Below are 20,462 nucleotides of genomic sequence, written 5' to 3'. Positions count from 1 at the left end.
TATTAAGGGGTGTAATTCCCCTGAATTAACTCTTGTGCCGCCGCTTCATCAGTGATCAACACTGTTGATGAAGGTGCGCCTTTCATGTAGGAACGGATAGCCTTTGCTTTAGTTTTACCACCTGCCACAGTTATCACTCGCTTTTCAGGGCTAAGATCATCTAACTGGATGCCGACTGTCAAAACTTTATGAACAACTTTACCGTTTTCATCGTAATAATAACCGAATGCTTCTCCTACAGCATTTCCATCTAACAGCTTCTTTAACATTTCTGGCGAAGAATTTCTTCTCTCAGCCATCGCCATGGCATCACCGATTCCATGAATGATCATATCGGCAGATTTGATTTGGGAAATCACTTCTTTAATTGCAGGTTCCTTCTGAAATGAAGCATAAACCTCACCGCTTAATTGATCGGGTACATATAACACTCTGTATGAGGCTTGTGCCTTCTGTGCCATTTTTTCAACAATCGTATTGGCCTGATTCTGTACTGCTTCACCAATTCCCCCGCGGGCCGGGACAAATGTCAATTTCTTCGACGCTTCATCAGGTGACAACGAATCAGCCACTTCGGCCATTGTGGATCCGCCAGTAACCGCAATGATATTCTTTGAGTTCCATTCTCGTTTCATACGGTTTGCACAAGCTTTACCCAATTCTTTTTTCACCCATGGGGTCTCATCACAATTTCCTGAGACAATAATGACTTCATCCACTTGTAACAAATCCTGCAATTGCCGTTCCATTATGTCTATACCCATTACTTCACGCATTATTCCTTCTAACTTATCCAGGATTTCAATCCCTTCATCAGTCAGCGTCATGCCAGAGCTGAATATGTTAACCAGGTTCTGACTTTTCAGAAAATCAACCTCGCCTCTAAGCGTCCGTTCTGTCAAATTAAGGCTCACGGACAGACTGCGCCTTCCAACCGGCTGCATCATTTTGATATAACGCAGGATATCATATCTTTTTTGCATAACCAGAAGGAAATCTGGTAATAATTTTCTTTGTACCTCGAGTAATGTACGCATATTTAAAACTCCTAAAAAGTTAAGTTGGACATTTAATGTCCCGCGTAGTCATTTTCTGTCCCACTTAAAACAAAAAAATATTCCTGCTACATATTTTATTCTAGCAGGAACGGAATGTTTCTTCAAATGATTTGAAAAATTATTTTTCCAAAAGCCTATTTAGAGCTGATTTATCAACATTTCCGAATTGAACGATATCATCTTTCCATTCTACGACAGGAATCATCAGCCCGAATTTTTCTAGCAAATCATCATCGGTATGGATATCGATTTCCTTATAGCCTATGCCCGACTCCGCCTTCACTTCTTCAAGTACCCGCTTGGCTTTATCACATAACGGGCATTTATCCCTACTATATAAAACAAACGCATTTGATTCCAAACCACTCATCCTTTTCAATCATATCTTTTTCGTTTAGATGAAGAAGGGATCCCTAATTGTTCCCGGTATTTGGCAACGGTTCGGCGTGCCAAGATAATTCCATGCTCCTCTTTCAACCGTTCTACCAGGTCTTGATCCGAAAGCGGCTTTTGTTTATTTTCCCCATTGATGGCTGCCTGCAGGCTCTTTTTTGCTTGCATGCCCGACATATCCTCATCAAGGCCGACTGACTGTAAAGAAGTAGTGAAAAATATCCGCATCTCTATCGTGCCAAATGGTGTCTGCACGTATTTCCCTTTAACCGCCCGGCTTACTGTGGACTCATGTATACCAATTTCGTCAGCTATTTCTTTCATCGTCATCGGCTTCAAATAGTTCAGGCCATGATGAAAGCACGCCGGCTGTTTTTCGACGATGCACTGAATGACCTTCAATATAGTTTCTTTTCTTTGTTGAATCCCTCTGGAGATCCATTGGTATTCCTGCCACTTATCCTGGATAAACCGTTGAACTCCCTGATCCTTATGGCTCTTCATTCGGTTTAAATACCCTTTATCCACATTAAGATTGGGTGTGTTACCATCATAATTCCCAACAAGCAGCATGCCATCCCGAACTTCCACGACCACATCCGGCACTATATAAGAAGGCTTTTCCTGAAAAAAGAGTGAAGCCGGACGCGGGTTCAACGTCTGGACATAATCAAAGACTTCTTGAATCTCCTTCATTGTAACACCGATTTTCTTACTTAGGTCTTTCCAACGCTTTTCAGCAAAATCGAGGAAATGATTTTCTATGATCGATTCTGCAAGCAGGTTCTCCCCTTCTGCTTTCACCTGAAGCAAAAGGCACTCTTGAAGGTTTCTCGCTCCAATGCCATGCGGCTCGAGTTCCTGTAATATCGAGAGACTCTCTTCCAAAACGGCCGGAGATATGCCTGGGACGCATATATCATCCAGTTGAGTCCTCAAGTAACCGTTTTCATCAAGGTTATGAATTAATAGAAGCATTGCCTTCTGCTGCTCACCTGAAAACTGCTGGTGATTCACCTGGGACATGATATGCTGTTCAAGCGATAAAGTATCTTCACTGATCTGTTCAATCCAATAGTTGGCATCATACGTATTTTTAAGAGTCCGTTTACCCTTTTTCCGGTCAAAAGTTGGCTGAAATATAGAAGATGTTGGCTGATCTATGGACAGTAATGGATTCTCCACCATTTTATTTTCTAGAAAAGCCGATAGCTCCTGCGAGGAGTATTGCAGCAATGTAATAGCTTGCATAAGCTCCTGGGTCATTGCCATCTTTAATGTTTGCTGTTGAAAAAGTCCTGCTTTCATATTCATACTCATCGATTCATCCCTCCCCCACTCCATTTTACATTATCAGGAGAAAATTCTACACAAAAACCCATGAAAACGCTTACGAATTTTTTCTGAATAGTTTATTTGTTTTAAATACTATATGTTAGAAACGCAAATTTAACAACTACTTTTATTGAAAAATCACCATTTTTCAATAGTGTTGGGTAATATTTTCAAGGCAGGAATAACATCACAGGATTCGATGGAATATTACGGAAAACGAGTAAATTCTCCAAAAATCTTATGGAACCGCTTAAAAATGCCCAATAAAAAATCCCCCACTTTATTAAGCAGAAGATTGGTAATGCCCTCGGCAGGAATCGAACCTGCATTTCAAGCTTCGGAGGCTTGCGTTCTATCCGTTGCACTACGAGGGCGTAATAGATAATATTTTTTTAACAGACTTCATTATATGATAGAATCCCCTTCTTTGCAAGGGTTATCAGGTTTAAAACTTTGTCTTTTGGGTATTATGGGTAATGTGGAAATTCATCCCTGTGCGGCATAATATATAAAGTAATCTATCAGGAAGGAGCCTTAGCCAGAAAATTGTCGAACAAATTATCCATTAAAGGGTTTGTTTTGTTTGACCTAAATTGACCAAAAAGTGTATCATACATACATAAAGAATTTAAATGATTCTCTTAATCGAAGGAGGAAATGAACATGAATTTAATTCCTACAGTTATCGAACAAACAAGTCGTGGGGAGCGTGCCTACGATATTTACTCCCGTTTATTAAAAGACCGGATCATTATGCTAGGAAGTGCAATTGACGATAATGTTTCCAACTCCATTGTTGCTCAATTACTATTTTTAGAAGCGGAAAACCCTGAAAAAGATATCACTCTATACATCAACAGTCCTGGCGGAAGCATCACTTCCGGTATGGCCATTTATGATACTATGCAATATATCAAACCTAATGTATCCACAGTATGCATCGGTATGGCCGCTTCCATGGGCGCTTTCCTATTGGCTGCTGGCGAAAAAGGCAAACGTTATGCATTGCCAAACAGTGAAGTCATGATTCACCAACCGCTTGGAGGAGCTCAAGGTCAAGCTACGGAAATTGAAATTGCTGCCCGCCGTATCCTTCACTTGAAAGATAAACTGAACCAAATCCTGGCAGAACGTACTGGTCAACCTATTGAAGTCCTTCAAAGAGATACGGAACGTGATAACTTCATGACTTCCGAAAGAGCTCTTGAATATGGCTTGATTGACAAAGTCATCACGCGCAGCATCCTTGATGACAAAAAAGACTCTAAATAATTATGCAACAAAAGGCTCCGGAGATCGCCTTAAGCGACTTCCGGAGCCTTTTTTACATTATAAAAGAAAAGGATGCACTTTTAGGCATCCTTTTCTTTTAACCCTCTTGCTGAACGAACTCTTCCAATGCCTCTAACGCTTCTTTTTCATCGCGTCCTTCGACGATTAACTTAACGGACACGCCAGAACTGATGGCAAGGCTCATTAACCCCATTATACTTTTTGCATTCACTTTCTTTCCTTCTTTTTCAAGAAAAACATCTGAATGAAAGCGGTTAGCTTCTTGTACAAAAAGAGCCGCCGGCCGCGCTTGCAAACCCGTCTTCAATTTTACCTCAACTTGTTTTTCCACCATCTTGATCTCCCCTATTAGCTTTATTTTTTCGCAGCAATAGCCTCTCCCCCACGGAGCCTGTCAGCTATTTCATCAATCTTTCGTAATCGGTGATTAATCCCGGACTTACTGATGGTTCCCCCGGATACCATTTCCCCAAGTTCCTTTAAGGTTATATCCTGAAACGCTATCCTAAGCTCCGCAATTTCCCGAAGCTTATCCGGTAAAATGCTTAGTCCTACCGTATCCTCGATATAATGGATATTTTCAACCTGGCGCAATGAGGCCCCGATCGTTTTGTTCAAATTGGCTGTTTCACAATTCACAAGCCGATTCACTGAATTACGCATATCACGGACAATCCGTACATCCTCGAACCTTAATAAAGCTGAATGGGCGCCAACTATACTTAAAAACTCGGCAATTTTTTCGGCTTCTTTCAAATAAATGATGTACCCTTTCTTGCGTTCAAGCGTCTTGGCCTTCAAGCCAAACTTATTCATTAGCTCACACAGGGCATCATTGTGCTCTTTATAAAGTGAGAAAATCTCGAGGTGATAGGAAGACGTTTCCGGATTATTTACCGAACCCCCCGCAAGAAATGCACCTCTCAGGTAAGAACGCTTACAGCATTTCTTCCCAACAATAGTATCGGATATATCATGGAGAATTTCAAAGCCATCGCCTAAAATTTCCAAATCGGTTAAAACCCGCTGCCCTCCGGATGACATCCTGACAATATATACATTATTCTTTTTTAGCTTCATCTTTTTACGGACCAACAGCTCGACCTGGACCTCATAACTTTTTTTCAGCAGCGTATAAATCCTTCTGGCAATCGCAGCATTCTCAGTTTGAATATCCACAACAAGCTTCCGATTAGAAAATGAAAGGGATCCGTTCATCCGGATAAGCGCACATAATTCCGCCCTACCGCAGCAATCCTTTCCCTCTAATGTAGTAAGCTCTTTTTTCGTTTCTGAAGCAAAAGACATCCATTTCACCCCCAATCGAACGCAAGTAATCTATTTTTATCAATCAAAAAACCGTCCCCGCTTAATCTACGGTATTATAGGGCTTTTAGTTTCATTTACAAGCATATTATAAAGCAAATCCGCCACTTTTTTCGTGTCATGGCGTATTACATTCCCCTCATAGCTGAAAATGCGTTCTTGTATGATTTCAAGACCCATCCGTTTTAAACTTTCCACATCATACATGACCGGTTTGGCATATTCAGCTTGATAGCGTTGCTGAATCTCGGTTGGTATTTCCTCATTATTAACAAGTATCCTGTCAATATATGCATTTCCCATATGGTCATATATCGCTTTTATATGATCGCTCGCACTATAATCCAGCGTCTCGCCGGCTTGTGTCATCAAATTGCAAATGTACACCTTCTTAGCCTTGGAACGGGCAACCTCTTCTCCTAGGCCAGGGACAAGTAAGTTAGGCAGAATGCTAGTATATAGACTTCCTGGACCTATGACAATAAGATCTGCCTGCTTGATTTCCTGGAGAGTTTCACTGAGCGGCTTTATATGATGAGGAGACAGAAAAACTTTTTTTATTTTCTTTCCTGAGAAGGGGATCTTGGATTCTCCTGTAACAATCGTTCCGTCATCCATCTCCGCATGGAGAACCACACTTTGGTTGGCAGCCGGGAGCACTTTACCGCGGACATTAAGAAATTTACTCATTTCCTGGATCGCATGGACGAAATCGCCTGTCAACGAGGTCATTGCCGCCAGTATCAAATTCCCCAGCGAATGCCCGGACAACTCATTTTTACTCTGAAAGCGATGTTGAAACATTTGTTCAACAAGGGGCTCTACATCCGATAACGCAGCCAGCACGTTACGAATATCCCCCGGAGCGGGGATATCCATATCCTCGCGAAGGCGGCCTGAACTGCCACCATCATCAGCTACCGTAACGATTGCCGTAATATCCACTGGATGCTTCTTTAACCCTCTCAACAAAACGGGAAGGCCGGTTCCCCCTCCAATGATCACAACCTTAGGTTGTTTCTTCTTATTTAACATCTGCTTTCCCCTTACTTTTTTCGATATCGCGATGTGATACTTGAACCCTGTAATCCTTTTTGAAGTGGTTTGAAATATACTCCGTCAACGCTACTGAACGGTGCTGACCGCCTGTACATCCAATCGCAACAACAAGCTGTGCCTTCCCTTCACGTTTATAATATGGAAGCATGAATGCAAGCAGATCGGTCACTTTTTCCAAGAACTTTTGCGTCTCACTCCATTTTAAAACGTAACTCGACACTTCCTGTTCCAAGCCAGTCCTTGGCCTCATATGGTCAATATAATATGGATTTGGCAGGAAACGTACATCAAACACAAGGTCGGCATCTATGGGCAGGCCATGTTTGAACCCGAACGACATGACATTGACTGTAAAACCGACACTTTTATCGGCAGAAAATTCCGAAGCGATTTTCTCCCTCAATTCGCGCGGTTTCAGTTGGGAAGTATTAAAGATCAATTGAGCCCTTCCCTTCAATTCGTCCAAAAGTTCCCGTTCCATTTTAATGCCTTCCAACGGCCGGCCTAATGGAGCAAGGGGGTGGGTCCTTCTCGTTTCCTTATATCTGCGTACCAAGGAATCATCATCAGCTTCAAGAAAAAGGATTCTTGGTGATACTGCAGCTGTATCCGTTAAATTATCCAGTGCAAGAAATAAGGAATCAAAAAACTCCCTTCCCCTTAAATCCATGACAAGGGCCACTTTATTCATCTTATTCCCGGAGTCCTTCATTAACTCCAAAAACTTTGGCAATAGCGTGGGCGGCAAATTATCGACGCAAAAAAAGCCGAGGTCTTCAAAACTTTGAACCGCCACTGTCTTACCTGCTCCGGACATTCCGGTAATGATGACCAATTGCGTTTCACTCATCTGCCCTGTACTCATAGTTTCTCCGCCCCCATGTATATCTTTTTTTATATTTTAAAATTAACCTGGATCCAATCGGTAAGAAAGTAGCTTAAATTCAGGCGTATAGGTAAATGTTCCATAGATGATCCCACTTCCATGAACCATATAGTCCAGGATGTGAAAATCACCTTCAGCCATCAACAGCTTTTTAACATCTTCAACCGGATGCCAGCTAAGTTCCCCTTCTTCACAAACATCCACATTTACACCATCGGAATCCGTTGCAAAGAAAGTGAACATCATCCATTCTGACAAAACTTTATCTCCGTCCTTCATAATGAAGGTGAAAATACCTTTGATGGAAGGGTTTTTTAAATAAACGCCCGTTTCTTCGCGATATTCCCTAATGCAAGCATCGCGTACAGATTCCCCAGGTTCCATCTTGCCGCCTGGAGCTACCCACCATCCGCGTCTAGGCTTTTTCAATAAGAGGATTTGATTATCTTTTATCAATACACAGTTTGTGACACGTTGCACGTTCTTCACCTCAATTGGATCTGCTCGACTATAGAAACCTTCCCCCCATATTGAAGAGGTTCAGTTTATATCCTTAAACCGCCGCTAGATATCCATTTAGCGATTTATAAATGCTCATAGTTCAAACAAGTTGTATTTTTCATCTTCTTACCATTATGAAAGATTATGTTTAGTATATCTTATCATTATACTATTTTTGAAATGAGCTAACAATAAAGTAAACTTCCTGCATTGGGGGAATATTCATTCGCAAGGAATCACATAGGCAAGCCTTTATCCTGCTTAACTCCTATTCTTCTCCGCTTTCGCTGCCTAAATGCAAAGGGCTGGCTTACTTCACATTAAAAACCATTTAAAAAACACCCTAAAAATTGGAACAAAAGATATAGTCTCAAAGCCGGAAAACAAAAAAAAGACACAGAAACTCAATCTGTGTCCTTAAACGTTTATAATTAAAGGGGGTCAACTTCTACCCATACTATACCCAATTATTATTTCACGCGTGTTACAACGTCGTTAAAACGGAATTACGATTGTATATTCTTGAAATCAAGCCTTTGGCTGCAATTTTTCTTGAAGTTCCTCAACAAAATGCTGAGCGGATTGAGCGGCAATGCTTCCATCGCCTGTAGCTGTAACGATTTGGCGCAATGTTTTTTCACGAACGTCACCAGCAGCAAAAATACCAGGGACGCGTGTTTCCATCCGATCATTCGTTTCAATATAGCCTGTGGAATTCAAGATGCCCAAGTTCTCAAATGGTGTAGTTAGCGGAAGCATTCCGATATAAATGAATACACCGTCTGCGTCCATCACTGTCTCTTCTCCGTTTTCAGTGGAAACTAGAGTGACACCGCCGACTTTGCCGCCTTTTTCATTGATTTCCTTCAAAGTATGATTCCAGATGAAGTTAATTTTCTCATTGGCAAATGCACGATCTTGAAGAATCTTTTGAGCACGAAGTTCGTCACGTCTGTGAACGATCGTCACTTTTGAAGCAAAACGGGTTAAGTACACACCCTCTTCAACAGCAGAGTCTCCGCCGCCGATAACGAACAGTTCTTTTTGCTTGAAGAAAGCACCATCACAAACTGCACAATACGATACACCGCGGCCGCCTAATTCTTTTTCGCCAGGAACGCCGATTTTCTTGTATTCGGCACCAGATGAAATGATGATTGAACGTGCTTTGAATTCCTTGGAACCGGCTTTGATCGTTTTATACTCTTCACCGTCAATGATTTCCTTAACATCCCCATAGGCATACTCTGCACCGAATTTCTTTGCATGATCAAACATTTTCGTTGAAAGTTCAGGTCCGAGTATTGTGTCAAATCCAGGATAATTTTCTACTTCCTCAGTATTGGCCATTTGTCCGCCCGGTACTCCGCGTTCTAACATCAATGTTGAAAGGTTCGCACGTGATGTATAGACAGCCGCCGTCATCCCTGCAGGACCAGCTCCAATAATAACAACGTCATAAATTTTTTCAGACATGTTTTCACTCCTCCATATTCCATTACAAATGGAACCTTCACTACGGTTAGTGTTCCCTACCTATTATCCTATATAACAAATAATTTTTCGTCCAAATATCTGCTCATCCCAGTAAGTTTTCAACCAACTTTACGTACTTCGATAAGGTGGACACCGATATGAAATGTTTGTCTGCGATTGCCTGTTTGCTCGCCTTCTCATTTTTAAGCTGATTCCACACGTACTCCACAGCAGATGCCCAGCCTGCTGGATTATTTAACTTCTGCTCGGATTTCACCGCTTCGATGAAGACGGAAAACCACATTAAATAGAGCCCAGCTTCATTTAATTGTATCGGTTGGAAATGCCGATATAATAACTCAGCTGTACGATCGGCAAAATCAATCGGTGTTAATTGGCGATCTTTAGCAGGAACTTGAACAAGTTCGGCATAATCACGTTCCAAATCAGTGAAATTCTGGTTTAGGTTGAGGACCTGATTTTTCAATAGCTTCTGTTTATGAACCGAATGTTTCAGAAGGAAAATGGCAAACAGCCTTTCTTCGATGAATTCACTTTCCAGTCTTTTTATAATAGAAGGAAAATGATGTTCAAAACCATCTGAAGTTGCATTCATATCTCCCCAAGGCTCCATGCCTTCCTTTTCCGGGTTCATTTCCACGACCTTTTTCCATGCCTTTTTGGCAGCCTGTTCATGGCCTAAGTGGTAAGCGGAAATGGTAAGCCAATAGTAGAAGGTTCCATCTCCCTCGAACCCTTGCTTTTGGAGTCCTTTCAGCCATTTAAATGCAGAAGCATAGTTTCCGATCAAAGCGAAGGTCGCTCCAAGCTTGAAACGATGTTCGGATAGCATCGGCCGAATTTTCTCCAGCATCTGTATGAGCTCTTCAACCTTCGCTTCATCCTGTTGATAATGATGAAAAACAACAAGGTTACAAAGCGCATGCAGGTTTCCCGGACTTTTTTCCAGTACCTCATCAAGTGTTTCAAAAGCTTCATTTACTTGACCAAGATAGAAATAGGCAAGTGCCAGGTTATTATAAGCAGACCAGTAATCCTCGTACTCGGCAATCGTTTCTTTCAGGACTTCGATTGCCTTCGGGAAATTGCCTGATTCCAGGTACTCACGGGCTTGTTCCTGTTTGGTAATGAGCCCATCATGCTTAAAGGGGTTTTCTTCTGACTCATCCGACTCAAAAGTTATCAGTTCAAGCAGATCCTCTGCGTCATCGCTGAACTCCCCGTCTTCTTCTTTATCAAGATAAGCACTGGCGTGACGATAAGCCTCCTTGAACATGCCTAAGTGGGCATAATTATTCGCCAGGAAGTAATGACATTCGGACATATAGGGATCCATCACATCCAAGATGTTTTCCAATAGGTTGTTTGAATAATTATATTCACCGATTTCCGAGCAGGTGATTGCCAATTGACAGGCTATCATCGGTTCAGCCGGTTCAAGTTCCAGCGCACGTTCCAGGTATTTTTTTGATTTAGGTAATTCTCGTCTATGATAAGCTTTTAAACCCTTGGTGAAATAATACTCACCTGTTGGGTGAAAAGTTAGAATTTTTGCCTGTTGGCCAAATTTAGAGTCTTTACTCATGTAATCCTCCATCTACAAGTTGATTAACCATAGTATTATAACATATTGGAGAATATTTGCCGAACAATTCAAGAAAATGGAAAACGGTAATTACCATGCTTTCTTTAAGAAAAAATCGGATTATATCCCTAGCCAAATGGGGATTCAGGATTAGTCGTAAATACAAAAAAAAGCCCTCCTATTGACGGAGGGCACAGTTAGTAGATAAAAGGGGTTGGAAAATATCTCTTTCATCAATGATGGTCCCGAACAAAGCAACACCTTCAAATCTCAGGTATGGTTTTCACCAAAATTTCGTTGCAGAAGTTGATTGGAGCGGGTGTGCGAGACTCCTGCGGGAAAAGCGCGTCTAGGGGAAACCCCGCAGGCACAAACCGAGGAGGCTCCCGGACCGCCCGCGGAAAGCGAGTTTCTTGAGCGGAAATCAACGTCCAAATTGAACAAGCCATTAAAAAACTGAAGACAAACTTGATTTTCATCGAGTTTGTCTTCAGTCTGAGCCCTCCTATTGACGGAGGGCAATCACCATTCATTCGGTTTCTTTCGGTTCGTCCTTATCGGCATGTCTAGCCTTCAATACATCAAGCACTGCTTGGAAAGGCAACTCCTGCTCCCGAAGAAGAACGAATAAGTGATAGAGGAGATCGGCGCTTTCCATCGAAAGTTCCTCTGCATCCCGGTTCTTGGCAGCAATGATCACTTCTGCCGCTTCTTCACCGACTTTTTTCAGGATCTTATCAACGCCCTTATCGAATAGGTAGGTAGTATATGAACCTTCAGGCATTTCCGATTTTCTTTTTTCAATCAATCTTTCCAATTCCGTCAAGAAAGACACATTCGCCTTCACGTCTTGTCCGGCTTCACTGTTTCGGTAAATCGTTTCACTAAAACAGCTTGTTGCCCCTGTATGGCAAGCAGGACCTGCAGGAGCGACCCGAACGACCAATGCATCTTGATCGCAGTCATACTTCATTTCGATGATTTTCTGGGTATTGCCGCTGGTCGCCCCTTTATGCCATAATTCATTGCGCGAACGGCTGAAGAAGACCGTTTCACCTTTTTCAATCGACAATTGCAGCGATTCTTGGTTCATGTAAGCAAGTGTCAGCACTTCGCCGGTTCCTGCATCTTGAATAATTGCCGGTACCAGGCCTTTTTCGTCGTATTTAATAGTTTCAAGATTCATCGTACAACCACTCCTTGTTGTTTGAGAAACGCTTTGACTTCTTTGACGGATGTTTCTTTATAATGAAAAATCGATGCGGCTAATGCTGCGTCGGCTTTTCCTTCTTGGAAGGCTTCCTGGAAATGCTCGGCGTTACCAGCCCCGCCTGAGGCGATGACCGGCACTGAAACGGCTTCAGATACCGCTTTTGTCAAAGCGACATTAAACCCTTTTTTCTCGCCGTCACAATCCATGCTTGTCAATAAAATTTCACCTGCACCGCGGATTACGGCTTCCTTCGCCCACTCGATCACTTCCCATTCAGTCGGTTTCCGACCGCCGTGGGTATAGACGCGCCATGACCCAAGCTCTTCATCATATCGGGCGTCTATGGCGACAACGATACATTGGGAACCAAAATAATCAGCACCTTCATTTATTAAATCAGGGCGCAGAATGGCTGCTGTATTTAAGGATACCTTATCGGCACCGGCTCGTAAGATCTTCTTCATATCCGCCAATGAATTTATGCCGCCGCCCACCGTGAACGGGATTGCCAAGCTGCCCGCTACCGCTTGAACGACGTCGACGATCGTTTCCCTGCCTTCATGTGATGCGGAAATATCAAGGAAGACAAGCTCATCGGCACCTTCTTGGTCGTAAAAGGATGCAAGTTCGACCGGATCTCCAGCATCCCTAAGGGAAACAAATTGTATACCTTTAACTACGCGCCCGTCCTTTACATCGAGACATGGAATAATTCGTTTAGTGAGCATTTAACCACGCACCTTTTCTAGTGCTTCTTCTACAGTAAAGCGATTGGTATAAATTGCTTTGCCAATGATTGCCCCTGCAATTCCTTGGGCTTCATACTCTTTGAGGGTGACAAGGTCTTCGAGTGAACTAATGCCTCCCGAAGCGATCACGTTTTTACCAGTTGCCTCCGCCATGGCCAATATACCTTTCACATTCGGACCTGAAAGCATGCCATCCGTCGCGATATCAGTCACGATAAAGGTCTCTGCACCAGCATCGGCCAGTAATTTGCCAAGATCTATCGCAAGGGTTCCAGAAGTTTGAAGCCAACCATGAGTGGCTACCCTGCCATCTTTCGCATCTATCCCGATTGCGATATGGCTTCCATATTTCCTAATCATATCTTTAGTGAAATCAGGGTCTGAAACGGCCGTGCTGCCTAGAATGACACGTTCCACTCCATTATCCAGGTAATGGGCTATATCCTGTTCCGTACGGATGCCGCCGCCGATTTGAATGCGGGCCCCTAACTCACTTGCAGCTTTAATTACGTATGAATCATTGATGCGCACTCCCTCTTTAGCTCCGTCAAGGTCGACCATATGTATCCAATCGGCTCCTTGGTCTGCAAAGCTTTTAGCCATATCGAAGGGGGAATCGCCATAAACGGTTTCCTGATTGTAATCTCCCTGGATTAAGCGGACGCATTTGCCTCCGCGCATATCAATCGCCGGGTAAATAGTAAAGTTGCTCATGCTTCTTCCTTCCCTTCTACTAATGACAGATAATTTCTCAAGAGTGACATGCCCATCTTCCCGCTTTTTTCCGGATGGAACTGCATGCCGAATACATTCCCTTTACCGACGATCGCCGGCACTTCCACATCATACGTCGCCGAAGCGGTAACGAATGATTCATCCGTATCGACGTAGTAAGAATGGACGAAATAAACATGTTCCTCTTCCAGTCCCTCATTCACTTGTGACGCCTGTTTAAATTCAAGACGATTCCAGCCCATGTGCGGCACTTTATAAACCTGGTCATTCGCATCCACTCCTTTAAAACGAACGACTTTACCTGGGATGAGGGATAATCCTTTTGCACGTCCATTTTCCTCACTTTCATCAAAGAGAAGCTGCATACCTAGGCAGATGCCTAAAAGATACCCTCCATCGGCTACATATTCCTTCAGGAATTCATCCAGCTTTTGTTTTTCCAAGAGACTCATGGCATCCCTGAAAGAGCCAACGCCGGGAAGTATGATCCCATTCGACTTTGAAAGTTCTTTTGGGTCATCGGAAATGAATGAATCGGCACCAAGGCGCTCCAGCCCTTTGCTTACGGAAAATAAATTCCCCATGCCATAATCGACGATCCCGATCATTTACAACATTCCTTTCGTCGAAGGGATGCCTTTGACACGTGGATCGATGGTCGTAGCTTCATCCAATGCACGTCCAAGCGCTTTGAATATTGCTTCGATCATATGGTGTGTGTTGTGTCCGTAATGAACGACTACATGCAGATTCATCCTGGCTTCAAGAGCGAACTTCCAAAGAAACTCGTGCACCAGTTCAGTATCGAAAGTACCGACCTTTTGCGAAGGAAATTCAGCCCGGAACTCCAGGTGCGGACGATTGCTTAAATCAATGACAACCTGGGCGAGTGCTTCATCCATAGGTACGAAAGCATTTCCGTAACGCTTTATCCCGCGCTTGTCTCCAAGGGCCTCCAATAACGTCTGCCCCAAGCAAATGCCAATATCTTCAGTTGTATGATGATCATCCACATCTGTATCCCCGTTTGCATCTACAGTCAAATCAAACTTCCCGTGTTTCGTGAACAAATCCAGCATATGCGTCATAAACGGAACGCCCGTCTTAATGGAGGAATTACCTTCCCCATCCACACCAAACTTCAAGCTTATTTCCGTTTCATTCGTCTTTCGCTCCACACTAGCAAAACGTTCCATTACAACTCCTCCTCAATTCCCAAGATGTAAAAGCATGTCAAAAGTCTTTATATCAGTGATTTCACTTATTTTAATAATTCAGGACTTTTCCCCGGATTCATTCACACCACGTGATTCAATGGCACGGGCGTGAGCCTCTAGTCCTTCCATCCGGGCAAATGCTGCGATCTTTTCTGCATTTTTGCGGAAGGCTGTTTCACTATACATGATGACGCTCGATTTCTTTTGGAAATCATCCACATTCAGCGGGCTGGAAAAACGGGCAGTTCCATTTGTAGGCAACACATGGTTGGGACCTGCAAAATAATCCCCGACGGGCTCCGAACTAAAGCGGCCAATGAAGATTGCCCCGGCATGGCGGATTTTAGCCATGATTTCAAGTGCATCTTTAGCCACAATTTCCAAATGTTCCGGTGCAAGTTCATTAATCGCTTCAACAGCTTCTGCCATATTCCCGCATACAACGATTCGTCCGTAATCCCTTATGGATGCTGCAGCAATATCATGGCGTGGAAGTAACGCCACCTGCTTGGTCACTTCTGCTGCCACTTCTTCTGCAAGTGACGTTGACGTCGTCACCAAAACACTGCATGCTCGGGCATCATGCTCCGCCTGTGATAGCAAGTCTGCCGCAACTTCTGCAGCGATGGCCGATTCATCCGCCAATATCGCTATTTCACTTGGACCTGCTATCATATCAATGGCAACATCACCGAATACTTCACGCTTCGCTAACGCCACATATATATTTCCCGGACCCACTATTTTATCCACTTTCTTAATGGTTTCCGTCCCATAAGCGAGAGCAGCTATGGCCTGGGCCCCGCCAACTTTATAGATTTCCTTCACTCCGGCAATTCTGGCAGCTGCCAAAACCGCTGGCGATAATTTCCCATCTTTTCCTGGAGGGGAAACCATAACGATCCGTTCCACCCCCGCGGCCTTCGCAGGCAACACATTCATCAATACTGACGAAGGATATGCAGCTGTGCCTCCAGGTACATAAACACCTACAGCATCAAGAGGTGTCAATTTTTGTCCTAGCATCGTTCCCGTATCATCAGTCGTAAACCATGAATTTCGAATTTGTTTCTCGTGAAACATTCGAATATTATTTGCAGCTTCTTGAATAATATCAAGCTGCTCAGCAGTTAAGGCCGCCGTCGCTTCTTCCATTTCCTGTTCCGATACAAGTAATTCCCCTGGACTGACACCATCGAAACGTTCGGTATAGGTATGTAAAGCGGCGTTTCCGCTTTTCCTGACATCATAAATAATATCCTGAACCGCTTTTCTTTGATCGGCAGTACCTGCTTCAACCGAGCGTTTCAGTGAAATCCCTTCAGCAAACCGTTCTATTTTCATACCTTCACCTCATTAGCGATTCTTTACTATTCAATAATTTCTGCTAGCCGTTCCACGATTTCGGTAATCCTTGCTTCTTTAATTCGATAGCTGACAGGGTTTGCTACCAGCCTCGAAGTCACATTGGCAATTTTCGCATATTCCACAAGACCGTTTTCCTTCAATGTCCGCCCCGTTGAAACGATATCGACGATTCGTTCGGCTAAACCGATTAACGGTGCTAACTCAATTGACCCATTCAACTTTATAATCTCAACTTGCTCCCCCTGCTCGCGAAAATAACTGGAAGCAACGTTCGGGTATTTACTGGCTATTTTGGGGGCGATGTCACTTATTTTCGTACCAGGCAATCCAGCTACAGCCAAGTAGCAGGCACTGATTTTCAAATCAAGTAACTCATAGACATCACGTTCTTCTTCTAACATGACATCCTTCCCTGCAATTCCAATGTCAGCGACACCGTGTTCCACATATGTTACGACATCCATCGGTTTTGCTAAAATGAACCGCAGATTCTCCTCTTCCACTTCAAGGATCAATTTCCGGGAATCATCAAACTCGGGAGGGAGACGAAAACCGGCCCTTCTTAACAGCTCTGCCGCTTCTTCAAATATTCTCCCTTTCGGCATGGCAATCGTTAAAAAGCTATTATTCATCTTTTCCATTCCCCCCATTCCCTACGAATAAATGAACTTCAGAAAATGTCCGTGTAAAAGCATCGACATTCTGGACGACCGTAATATCTTGAATCGTTACTATTTTCCCTTCGGCGCGTTTTTTTCTTGCAAATTGTATTGCTTCCAATCTCCGTTCGGGACTGAATAAAATGCATTCTGGCGCGACAGGCTGGATCGGCTCCCCAAGAGCTTCTGCAAGACGATCCACCCGGATTGCAAAACCTGTGGCCGAAGCATTCCAGCCGAACTTCGCAAGCAGATTATCATACCGGCCGCCATTGCCGATTGGCGAACCCACTTGCCCGGCATACACTTCAAATAAAGTTCCCGTGTAATAACTCATATGACTGACCAATGTTAAGTCGAAGCTCACATATTGTTCAACGTCAAATTCTTTCAGCTGCGCAGACAATTCCTTCAGTTCAGCCAAAGAATCTTGCCCTTTATTATTTTCAACCAACCCTAGCGCCTTGTTCAGGGTTCCTTCACTGCCCCTTAATGAGGTAAATTCGATAAGCCGTTGTTTATCAATGGATGAAAGCGGCAGTGATTTAACATGCTCGCGATAACCGACATAATTTTTTTCATACAAAAACTTCCTTAATATAGAGGCTCTTTCCTCCGTACCTAGAATGCTTAAGAAAAATTCTTGCAGAAATCCGATATGTCCAATGGAAATCTTAAATTCCTGAAGCCCTGCAGCCTTTAGAGCATCCGCAAGCAGGGCAATCATTTCAGCATCGGCACTTATAGACTTATTTCCGATGCATTCAATGCCAATCTGTTCGAATTCTGCCGGCCTGCCTCCTTCACGCTGCTGTGCGCGGTATACATTCGCGGAATAGGCCAGGCGAAGCGGAATTTGCTGTTTTAACAGTTTGGATGCTGCGACCCGTGCAATGGGAGCTGTCATCTCGGGACGGAGTACGAGCGTATGCCCCTGGGAATCAAGAAGTTTAAACAACTGTTGATCCAAGATTGCCGAAGCATCGCCAATTGTTTCATAATATTCCAAAGCAGGCGTTTCAATAAATTGATATCCCCACTTCTTGATTTCATCACTCATTTTATTTCTGGCCGACACTTTCGTTTCATACAGCACCGGCAATGTATCTCTCATGCCTAATGGTTTTTCAAACATAAATGGCTTTGTCACGACTGCACATCCTTTTGAAATTTTGATTACTATCTATATCCAATCGGTCCGCCTATGGGCAAAAACCGATGCACCCATTCCTAATTTTGTTTATCCCTTTATCTTTCCAAGGTTTCACGCTTAAATCCAAATTTCGGACAACATATAAAAATAGTATCAAATAAACTGACATAATAATATAAATAATCACAATATTCTACTAGAACACTTTAGTTCGCTAATATGGTAGTAGGTTGAAGTTATTAATAGTTTACCCCTGCCCCCACCTTACGTCAAGGAAAATATGCCTAATTCCATTACTTCAATACAACGGCGGTGTTGGATATTCTTCATGATCGGTTTAAGTCCAAATGGAAAGAGTTGTACCTTTTTACCCGAATATTTCTTACTATCTTTAGCCATTCATTGTTATTAATGTATACCTTTTGGTTTAGCTGTTTTATAATATTTAGGAGTTTGGTAATATTATAAAATTTTAGGGGGAAATGGGAGTGAAGAAATTTTTTTCATTTTTTGTGGCACTTATCGTTCTTTTTTCACTGGGTTTAAGCGGAACGAAGGCTTTTGCGGCAACTAAGATCAACCAGGATGAGCTTAATGCATACCTTTCTGAAGTTAGAATGACGCAAGAAGAATTGGAAGAGTATTTATCCTATTACGACTTATCATTGAATGAACTGAAATCGGTAGAAGAGTTGCGTGATACATTAGGACCGACCGTCACTCCTGAGACCATACAGAATCTACTTAAACAATATGAAATGACAGAAGCTGAACTTAAGGAATTATTAATAGAATACGGTGAACTGGAAGAGGGGGATTCCATCATCGATACCTTCCATTTCATTTACGACATTGAGGATATCATCGATTTAGAAATGGATTATGATGAGGAAGAGATGGAATATGATGATGAAGAGATCATCGATTTAATGGATGGTCTCTTTACTGAGATTGGCCTTACAGACGAAGAGCTGGACAGATTCATGAACCACCTTTTACCTATCGTCGAAGACCCTTCTTTTGAAGCTCGTTTAATGGCGATCTCCGATCGGATGGATCAACTCGAGTATTTTGAAACAATTGATGAATTATCTGCTGAACAAGTGGCAGAATTGCTTTCTATATATAATGATCTTCAAAGCTTGCTGCAAATTCAATTCAAATTCGCCTTAATTCAGGATGGTGTCACGACAAACCTATCCCTTGAGGCTTTATTCCAGCTTAAGGAATTGACGAATGCTAGTTTACTAGTTTCCATTTATGATTTAAACGGCAATTTTTTGCTAGATTTTACATTGACAGGTGAAATGATCGGTTCAGATTTAGTGAAAGAAACCGGTAATGACATTAAACAGTCCACTGAGGTCATTTCTAAAGTGGTTGAGGTAAAAAAAGAAAAGAAAAAACCCACAAAACCTGAACATAAAACGGAAAAAGGCGGAGTGCTTCCTAAAACGGCTGGTAATTACTTATTCGGTGCTTTAATCGGTTTAATGTTGATGGGTATCGCTTTCGGATTAATCAGAAAAGCGAGATTCACTAATTAAGATGAGCAAAAATAGGCAATCCAAGCATAAGAAAAAAACGTTACTTATCACTGCTGTTTGCATTTTAACCTTAGGTTTTTATTTTACAACGACAAATGCCTATACGCTGTTAAAAGGCTATGCCCTATATAAATGGAATAAATCTGACACACTGGAAGCGACGGCTAAGCTACCCGAACCGAAGACGAAAGCTGATATTCCCGTTGGGCTTGAACTATATGAAGAACGACCGGAGACAGGTGATTTGATGGGTGAGCTTTATATTCCAAAAATCGAGGCAACACTTCCAATTTATCACGGAACGGACGAAGATGAACTCGAAAAGGGCGTCGGTCATTATGCGGGGTCCGTCCTCCCCGGTGAAAAGGATAATTCCGTTTTATCCGGTCACCGAGATACAATTTTCAGAGATTTAGGTGAAGTCGGCGAAGGTGACTTGCTGATTGCCAAGACAGAAGCCGGTACGTTTACATATAAAGTGAGGAAGGTTCGTATCGTCGATGCAGATGACCGTACCGTGATCGTTCCCAAGCCTAAAGCCACACTTACAGTAACAACCTGCTATCCTTTTTCATATATTGGTAGTGCACCGGAACGATACGTATTGGTTGCCGATTTATTAAAATCGGAGATAGGTAAATGAGATGCGGGGCTGAAGTTATTCTGCCCCCTCTTCATAAATCTTTAATAGATGATAGGAGGACAGCTCAACATGGATGAACAGGCACAGCAAAGGTTTTTTCAAATTTTAAAAGAAACGTATGAAGCAACGGTGAACCAGGAAAATGTATCAATCAACGAAGTGATAGAGCATCTAAAGAGTGAACTGACTCCGTTATACCCAAAATGCCATTAAAAAGGACTTGCCACATATATGGGCAAGTCCTT

Annotated in this window: 22 protein-coding genes and 1 tRNA gene; 4 read left to right on the top strand and 19 right to left on the bottom strand. The window is 42.8% G+C overall.

The window, feature by feature from the left end; all coding sequences use genetic code 11:
- Positions 1-2: 2 nt before the first annotated feature.
- The 4 genes from FNK51_RS06610 to FNK51_RS06595 all read right to left on the bottom strand — a co-directional run bounded on the left by FNK51_RS06610 (position 3) and on the right by FNK51_RS06595 (position 3,160).
- Positions 3-1,037 carry a sugar-binding transcriptional regulator gene (locus tag FNK51_RS06610; RefSeq protein WP_141992822.1) on the bottom strand — a complete coding sequence of 345 codons (1,035 nt, stop codon included), beginning with the start codon at positions 1,035-1,037 and terminating at the stop codon, positions 3-5.
- A 139-nt stretch (positions 1,038-1,176) separates the two neighbouring features.
- Entirely contained in the window at positions 1,177-1,419 is a 243-nt protein-coding gene (locus FNK51_RS06605) for a glutaredoxin family protein (RefSeq protein WP_260397945.1), read from the bottom strand.
- Positions 1,420-1,433: 14 nt separating this feature from the next.
- Entirely contained in the window at positions 1,434-2,771 is a 1,338-nt protein-coding gene (rpoN, locus tag FNK51_RS06600) for an RNA polymerase factor sigma-54 (RefSeq protein ID WP_353617854.1), read from the bottom strand.
- 317 nt (positions 2,772-3,088) lie between these two features.
- Positions 3,089-3,160: transfer RNA gene (locus tag FNK51_RS06595), tRNA-Arg, on the bottom strand.
- 289 nt (positions 3,161-3,449) lie between these two features.
- On the opposite strand from FNK51_RS06595, the gene clpP reads away from it, so the two are divergent.
- On the top strand, positions 3,450-4,058 hold the full coding sequence (gene clpP, locus FNK51_RS06590; RefSeq protein ID WP_063233960.1) for an ATP-dependent Clp endopeptidase proteolytic subunit ClpP: 609 nt from the start codon (positions 3,450-3,452) through the stop codon (positions 4,056-4,058).
- A 97-nt stretch (positions 4,059-4,155) separates the two neighbouring features.
- Here clpP and FNK51_RS06585 read toward each other — a convergent pair whose 3' ends face one another.
- The 15 genes from FNK51_RS06585 to FNK51_RS06515 all read right to left on the bottom strand — a co-directional run bounded on the left by FNK51_RS06585 (position 4,156) and on the right by FNK51_RS06515 (position 18,024).
- Positions 4,156-4,413: an HPr family phosphocarrier protein gene (locus FNK51_RS06585; protein ID WP_048688029.1), complete on the bottom strand. Its 258-nt coding sequence runs from the start codon at positions 4,411-4,413 to the stop codon at positions 4,156-4,158.
- A 20-nt stretch (positions 4,414-4,433) separates the two neighbouring features.
- A complete protein-coding gene (gene whiA, locus FNK51_RS06580) occupies positions 4,434-5,387 on the bottom strand; it encodes a DNA-binding protein WhiA (protein WP_098371546.1) in 954 nt (317 codons plus the stop codon).
- A 66-nt stretch (positions 5,388-5,453) separates the two neighbouring features.
- Positions 5,454-6,440, bottom strand: coding sequence for a gluconeogenesis factor YvcK family protein (locus FNK51_RS06575; RefSeq protein ID WP_098371547.1), 987 nt, complete (start codon positions 6,438-6,440; stop codon positions 5,454-5,456).
- Positions 6,430-7,329: an RNase adapter RapZ gene (gene rapZ, locus FNK51_RS06570; protein WP_141992821.1), complete on the bottom strand. Its 900-nt coding sequence runs from the start codon at positions 7,327-7,329 to the stop codon at positions 6,430-6,432. Before rapZ ends, FNK51_RS06575 begins: the two co-directional genes overlap by 11 nt.
- Positions 7,330-7,371: 42 nt before the next feature.
- Entirely contained in the window at positions 7,372-7,830 is a 459-nt protein-coding gene (locus tag FNK51_RS06565) for an NUDIX hydrolase (RefSeq protein WP_141992820.1), read from the bottom strand.
- 549 nt (positions 7,831-8,379) lie between these two features.
- Positions 8,380-9,327: a thioredoxin-disulfide reductase gene (trxB, locus tag FNK51_RS06560; RefSeq protein ID WP_141992819.1), complete on the bottom strand. Its 948-nt coding sequence runs from the start codon at positions 9,325-9,327 to the stop codon at positions 8,380-8,382.
- Positions 9,328-9,430: 103 nt separating this feature from the next.
- Complete coding sequence (locus tag FNK51_RS06555) at positions 9,431-10,933, bottom strand: tetratricopeptide repeat protein (RefSeq protein ID WP_141992818.1); 1,503 nt, start codon at positions 10,931-10,933, stop codon at positions 9,431-9,433.
- 529 nt (positions 10,934-11,462) lie between these two features.
- Positions 11,463-12,119 (bottom strand): bifunctional phosphoribosyl-AMP cyclohydrolase/phosphoribosyl-ATP diphosphatase HisIE, encoded by a 657-nt coding sequence (hisIE, locus tag FNK51_RS06550; RefSeq protein ID WP_098371551.1) that lies wholly within the window; start codon positions 12,117-12,119, stop codon positions 11,463-11,465.
- On the bottom strand, positions 12,116-12,874 hold the full coding sequence (hisF, locus tag FNK51_RS06545) for an imidazole glycerol phosphate synthase subunit HisF (protein WP_098371552.1): 759 nt from the start codon (positions 12,872-12,874) through the stop codon (positions 12,116-12,118). Before hisF ends, hisIE begins: the two co-directional genes overlap by 4 nt.
- A complete protein-coding gene (gene hisA / locus FNK51_RS06540) occupies positions 12,875-13,609 on the bottom strand; it encodes a 1-(5-phosphoribosyl)-5-[(5-phosphoribosylamino)methylideneamino]imidazole-4-carboxamide isomerase (RefSeq protein ID WP_141992817.1) in 735 nt (244 codons plus the stop codon).
- Complete coding sequence (hisH, locus tag FNK51_RS06535) at positions 13,606-14,238, bottom strand: imidazole glycerol phosphate synthase subunit HisH (protein WP_141992816.1); 633 nt, start codon at positions 14,236-14,238, stop codon at positions 13,606-13,608. The genes hisA and hisH overlap by 4 nt, the downstream gene beginning before the upstream one ends.
- Positions 14,239-14,826, bottom strand: a complete 588-nt coding sequence (gene hisB, locus FNK51_RS06530; protein ID WP_063233950.1) for an imidazoleglycerol-phosphate dehydratase HisB — start codon at positions 14,824-14,826, stop codon at positions 14,239-14,241.
- A gap of 78 nt (positions 14,827-14,904) precedes the next feature.
- Complete coding sequence (hisD, locus tag FNK51_RS06525) at positions 14,905-16,191, bottom strand: histidinol dehydrogenase (protein WP_141992815.1); 1,287 nt, start codon at positions 16,189-16,191, stop codon at positions 14,905-14,907.
- 26 nt (positions 16,192-16,217) lie between these two features.
- Positions 16,218-16,847, bottom strand: coding sequence for an ATP phosphoribosyltransferase (hisG, locus tag FNK51_RS06520; RefSeq protein ID WP_034311625.1), 630 nt, complete (start codon positions 16,845-16,847; stop codon positions 16,218-16,220).
- Positions 16,840-18,024 carry an ATP phosphoribosyltransferase regulatory subunit gene (locus FNK51_RS06515; RefSeq protein WP_141992814.1) on the bottom strand — a complete coding sequence of 395 codons (1,185 nt, stop codon included), beginning with the start codon at positions 18,022-18,024 and terminating at the stop codon, positions 16,840-16,842. Before FNK51_RS06515 ends, hisG begins: the two co-directional genes overlap by 8 nt.
- 491 nt (positions 18,025-18,515) lie before the next feature.
- Here FNK51_RS06515 and FNK51_RS06510 point away from each other — a divergent pair, with 491 nt between their 5' ends.
- The 3 genes from FNK51_RS06510 (at position 18,516) to FNK51_RS26415 (ending at position 20,430) form a co-directional block, all read left to right on the top strand.
- Positions 18,516-19,574, top strand: coding sequence for a processed acidic surface protein (locus tag FNK51_RS06510; RefSeq protein ID WP_181762199.1), 1,059 nt, complete (start codon positions 18,516-18,518; stop codon positions 19,572-19,574).
- Position 19,575: 1 nt separating this feature from the next.
- Positions 19,576-20,217 carry a class D sortase gene (locus FNK51_RS06505; RefSeq protein ID WP_179891062.1) on the top strand — a complete coding sequence of 214 codons (642 nt, stop codon included), beginning with the start codon at positions 19,576-19,578 and terminating at the stop codon, positions 20,215-20,217.
- A gap of 69 nt (positions 20,218-20,286) precedes the next feature.
- A complete protein-coding gene (locus FNK51_RS26415; protein ID WP_179891063.1) occupies positions 20,287-20,430 on the top strand; it encodes a YwzD family small protein in 144 nt (47 codons plus the stop codon).
- The last annotated feature ends 32 nt before the right edge of the window (positions 20,431-20,462 follow it).

The organism is Bacillus sp. B4EP4a, from assembly GCF_006680105.1.
Lineage (GTDB): Bacteria > Bacillota > Bacilli > Bacillales > DSM-1321 > Peribacillus > Peribacillus simplex_E.
The sequence above is the reverse complement of the archived record's forward strand: the minus strand, read 5'-3'. Positions and strand labels throughout refer to the sequence as shown.

Coding starts and splice junctions, on each gene's coding strand:
- FNK51_RS06610 (WP_141992822.1), bottom strand. CDS start 1,037: ATGCGTACATTACTCGAGGTACAAAGAAAATTATTACCAGATTTCCTT.
- rpoN (WP_353617854.1), bottom strand. CDS start 2,771: ATGAGTATGAATATGAAAGCAGGACTTTTTCAACAGCAAACATTAAAG.
- clpP (WP_063233960.1), top strand. CDS start 3,450: ATGAATTTAATTCCTACAGTTATCGAACAAACAAGTCGTGGGGAGCGT.
- FNK51_RS06585 (WP_048688029.1), bottom strand. CDS start 4,413: ATGGTGGAAAAACAAGTTGAGGTAAAATTGAAGACGGGTTTGCAAGCG.
- whiA (WP_098371546.1), bottom strand. CDS start 5,387: ATGTCTTTTGCTTCAGAAACGAAAAAAGAGCTTACTACATTAGAGGGA.
- FNK51_RS06575 (WP_098371547.1), bottom strand. CDS start 6,440: ATGTTAAATAAGAAGAAACAACCTAAGGTTGTGATCATTGGAGGGGGA.
- rapZ (WP_141992821.1), bottom strand. CDS start 7,329: ATGAGTACAGGGCAGATGAGTGAAACGCAATTGGTCATCATTACCGGA.
- trxB (WP_141992819.1), bottom strand. CDS start 9,327: ATGTCTGAAAAAATTTATGACGTTGTTATTATTGGAGCTGGTCCTGCA.
- FNK51_RS06555 (WP_141992818.1), bottom strand. CDS start 10,933: ATGAGTAAAGACTCTAAATTTGGCCAACAGGCAAAAATTCTAACTTTT.
- hisIE (WP_098371551.1), bottom strand. CDS start 12,119: ATGAATCTTGAAACTATTAAATACGACGAAAAAGGCCTGGTACCGGCA.
- hisF (WP_098371552.1), bottom strand. CDS start 12,874: ATGCTCACTAAACGAATTATTCCATGTCTCGATGTAAAGGACGGGCGC.
- hisA (WP_141992817.1), bottom strand. CDS start 13,609: ATGAGCAACTTTACTATTTACCCGGCGATTGATATGCGCGGAGGCAAA.
- hisH (WP_141992816.1), bottom strand. CDS start 14,238: ATGATCGGGATCGTCGATTATGGCATGGGGAATTTATTTTCCGTAAGC.
- hisB (WP_063233950.1), bottom strand. CDS start 14,826: ATGGAACGTTTTGCTAGTGTGGAGCGAAAGACGAATGAAACGGAAATA.
- hisD (WP_141992815.1), bottom strand. CDS start 16,191: ATGAAAATAGAACGGTTTGCTGAAGGGATTTCACTGAAACGCTCGGTT.
- hisG (WP_034311625.1), bottom strand. CDS start 16,847: ATGAATAATAGCTTTTTAACGATTGCCATGCCGAAAGGGAGAATATTT.
- FNK51_RS06505 (WP_179891062.1), top strand. CDS start 19,576: ATGAGCAAAAATAGGCAATCCAAGCATAAGAAAAAAACGTTACTTATC.
- FNK51_RS26415 (WP_179891063.1), top strand. CDS start 20,287: ATGGATGAACAGGCACAGCAAAGGTTTTTTCAAATTTTAAAAGAAACG.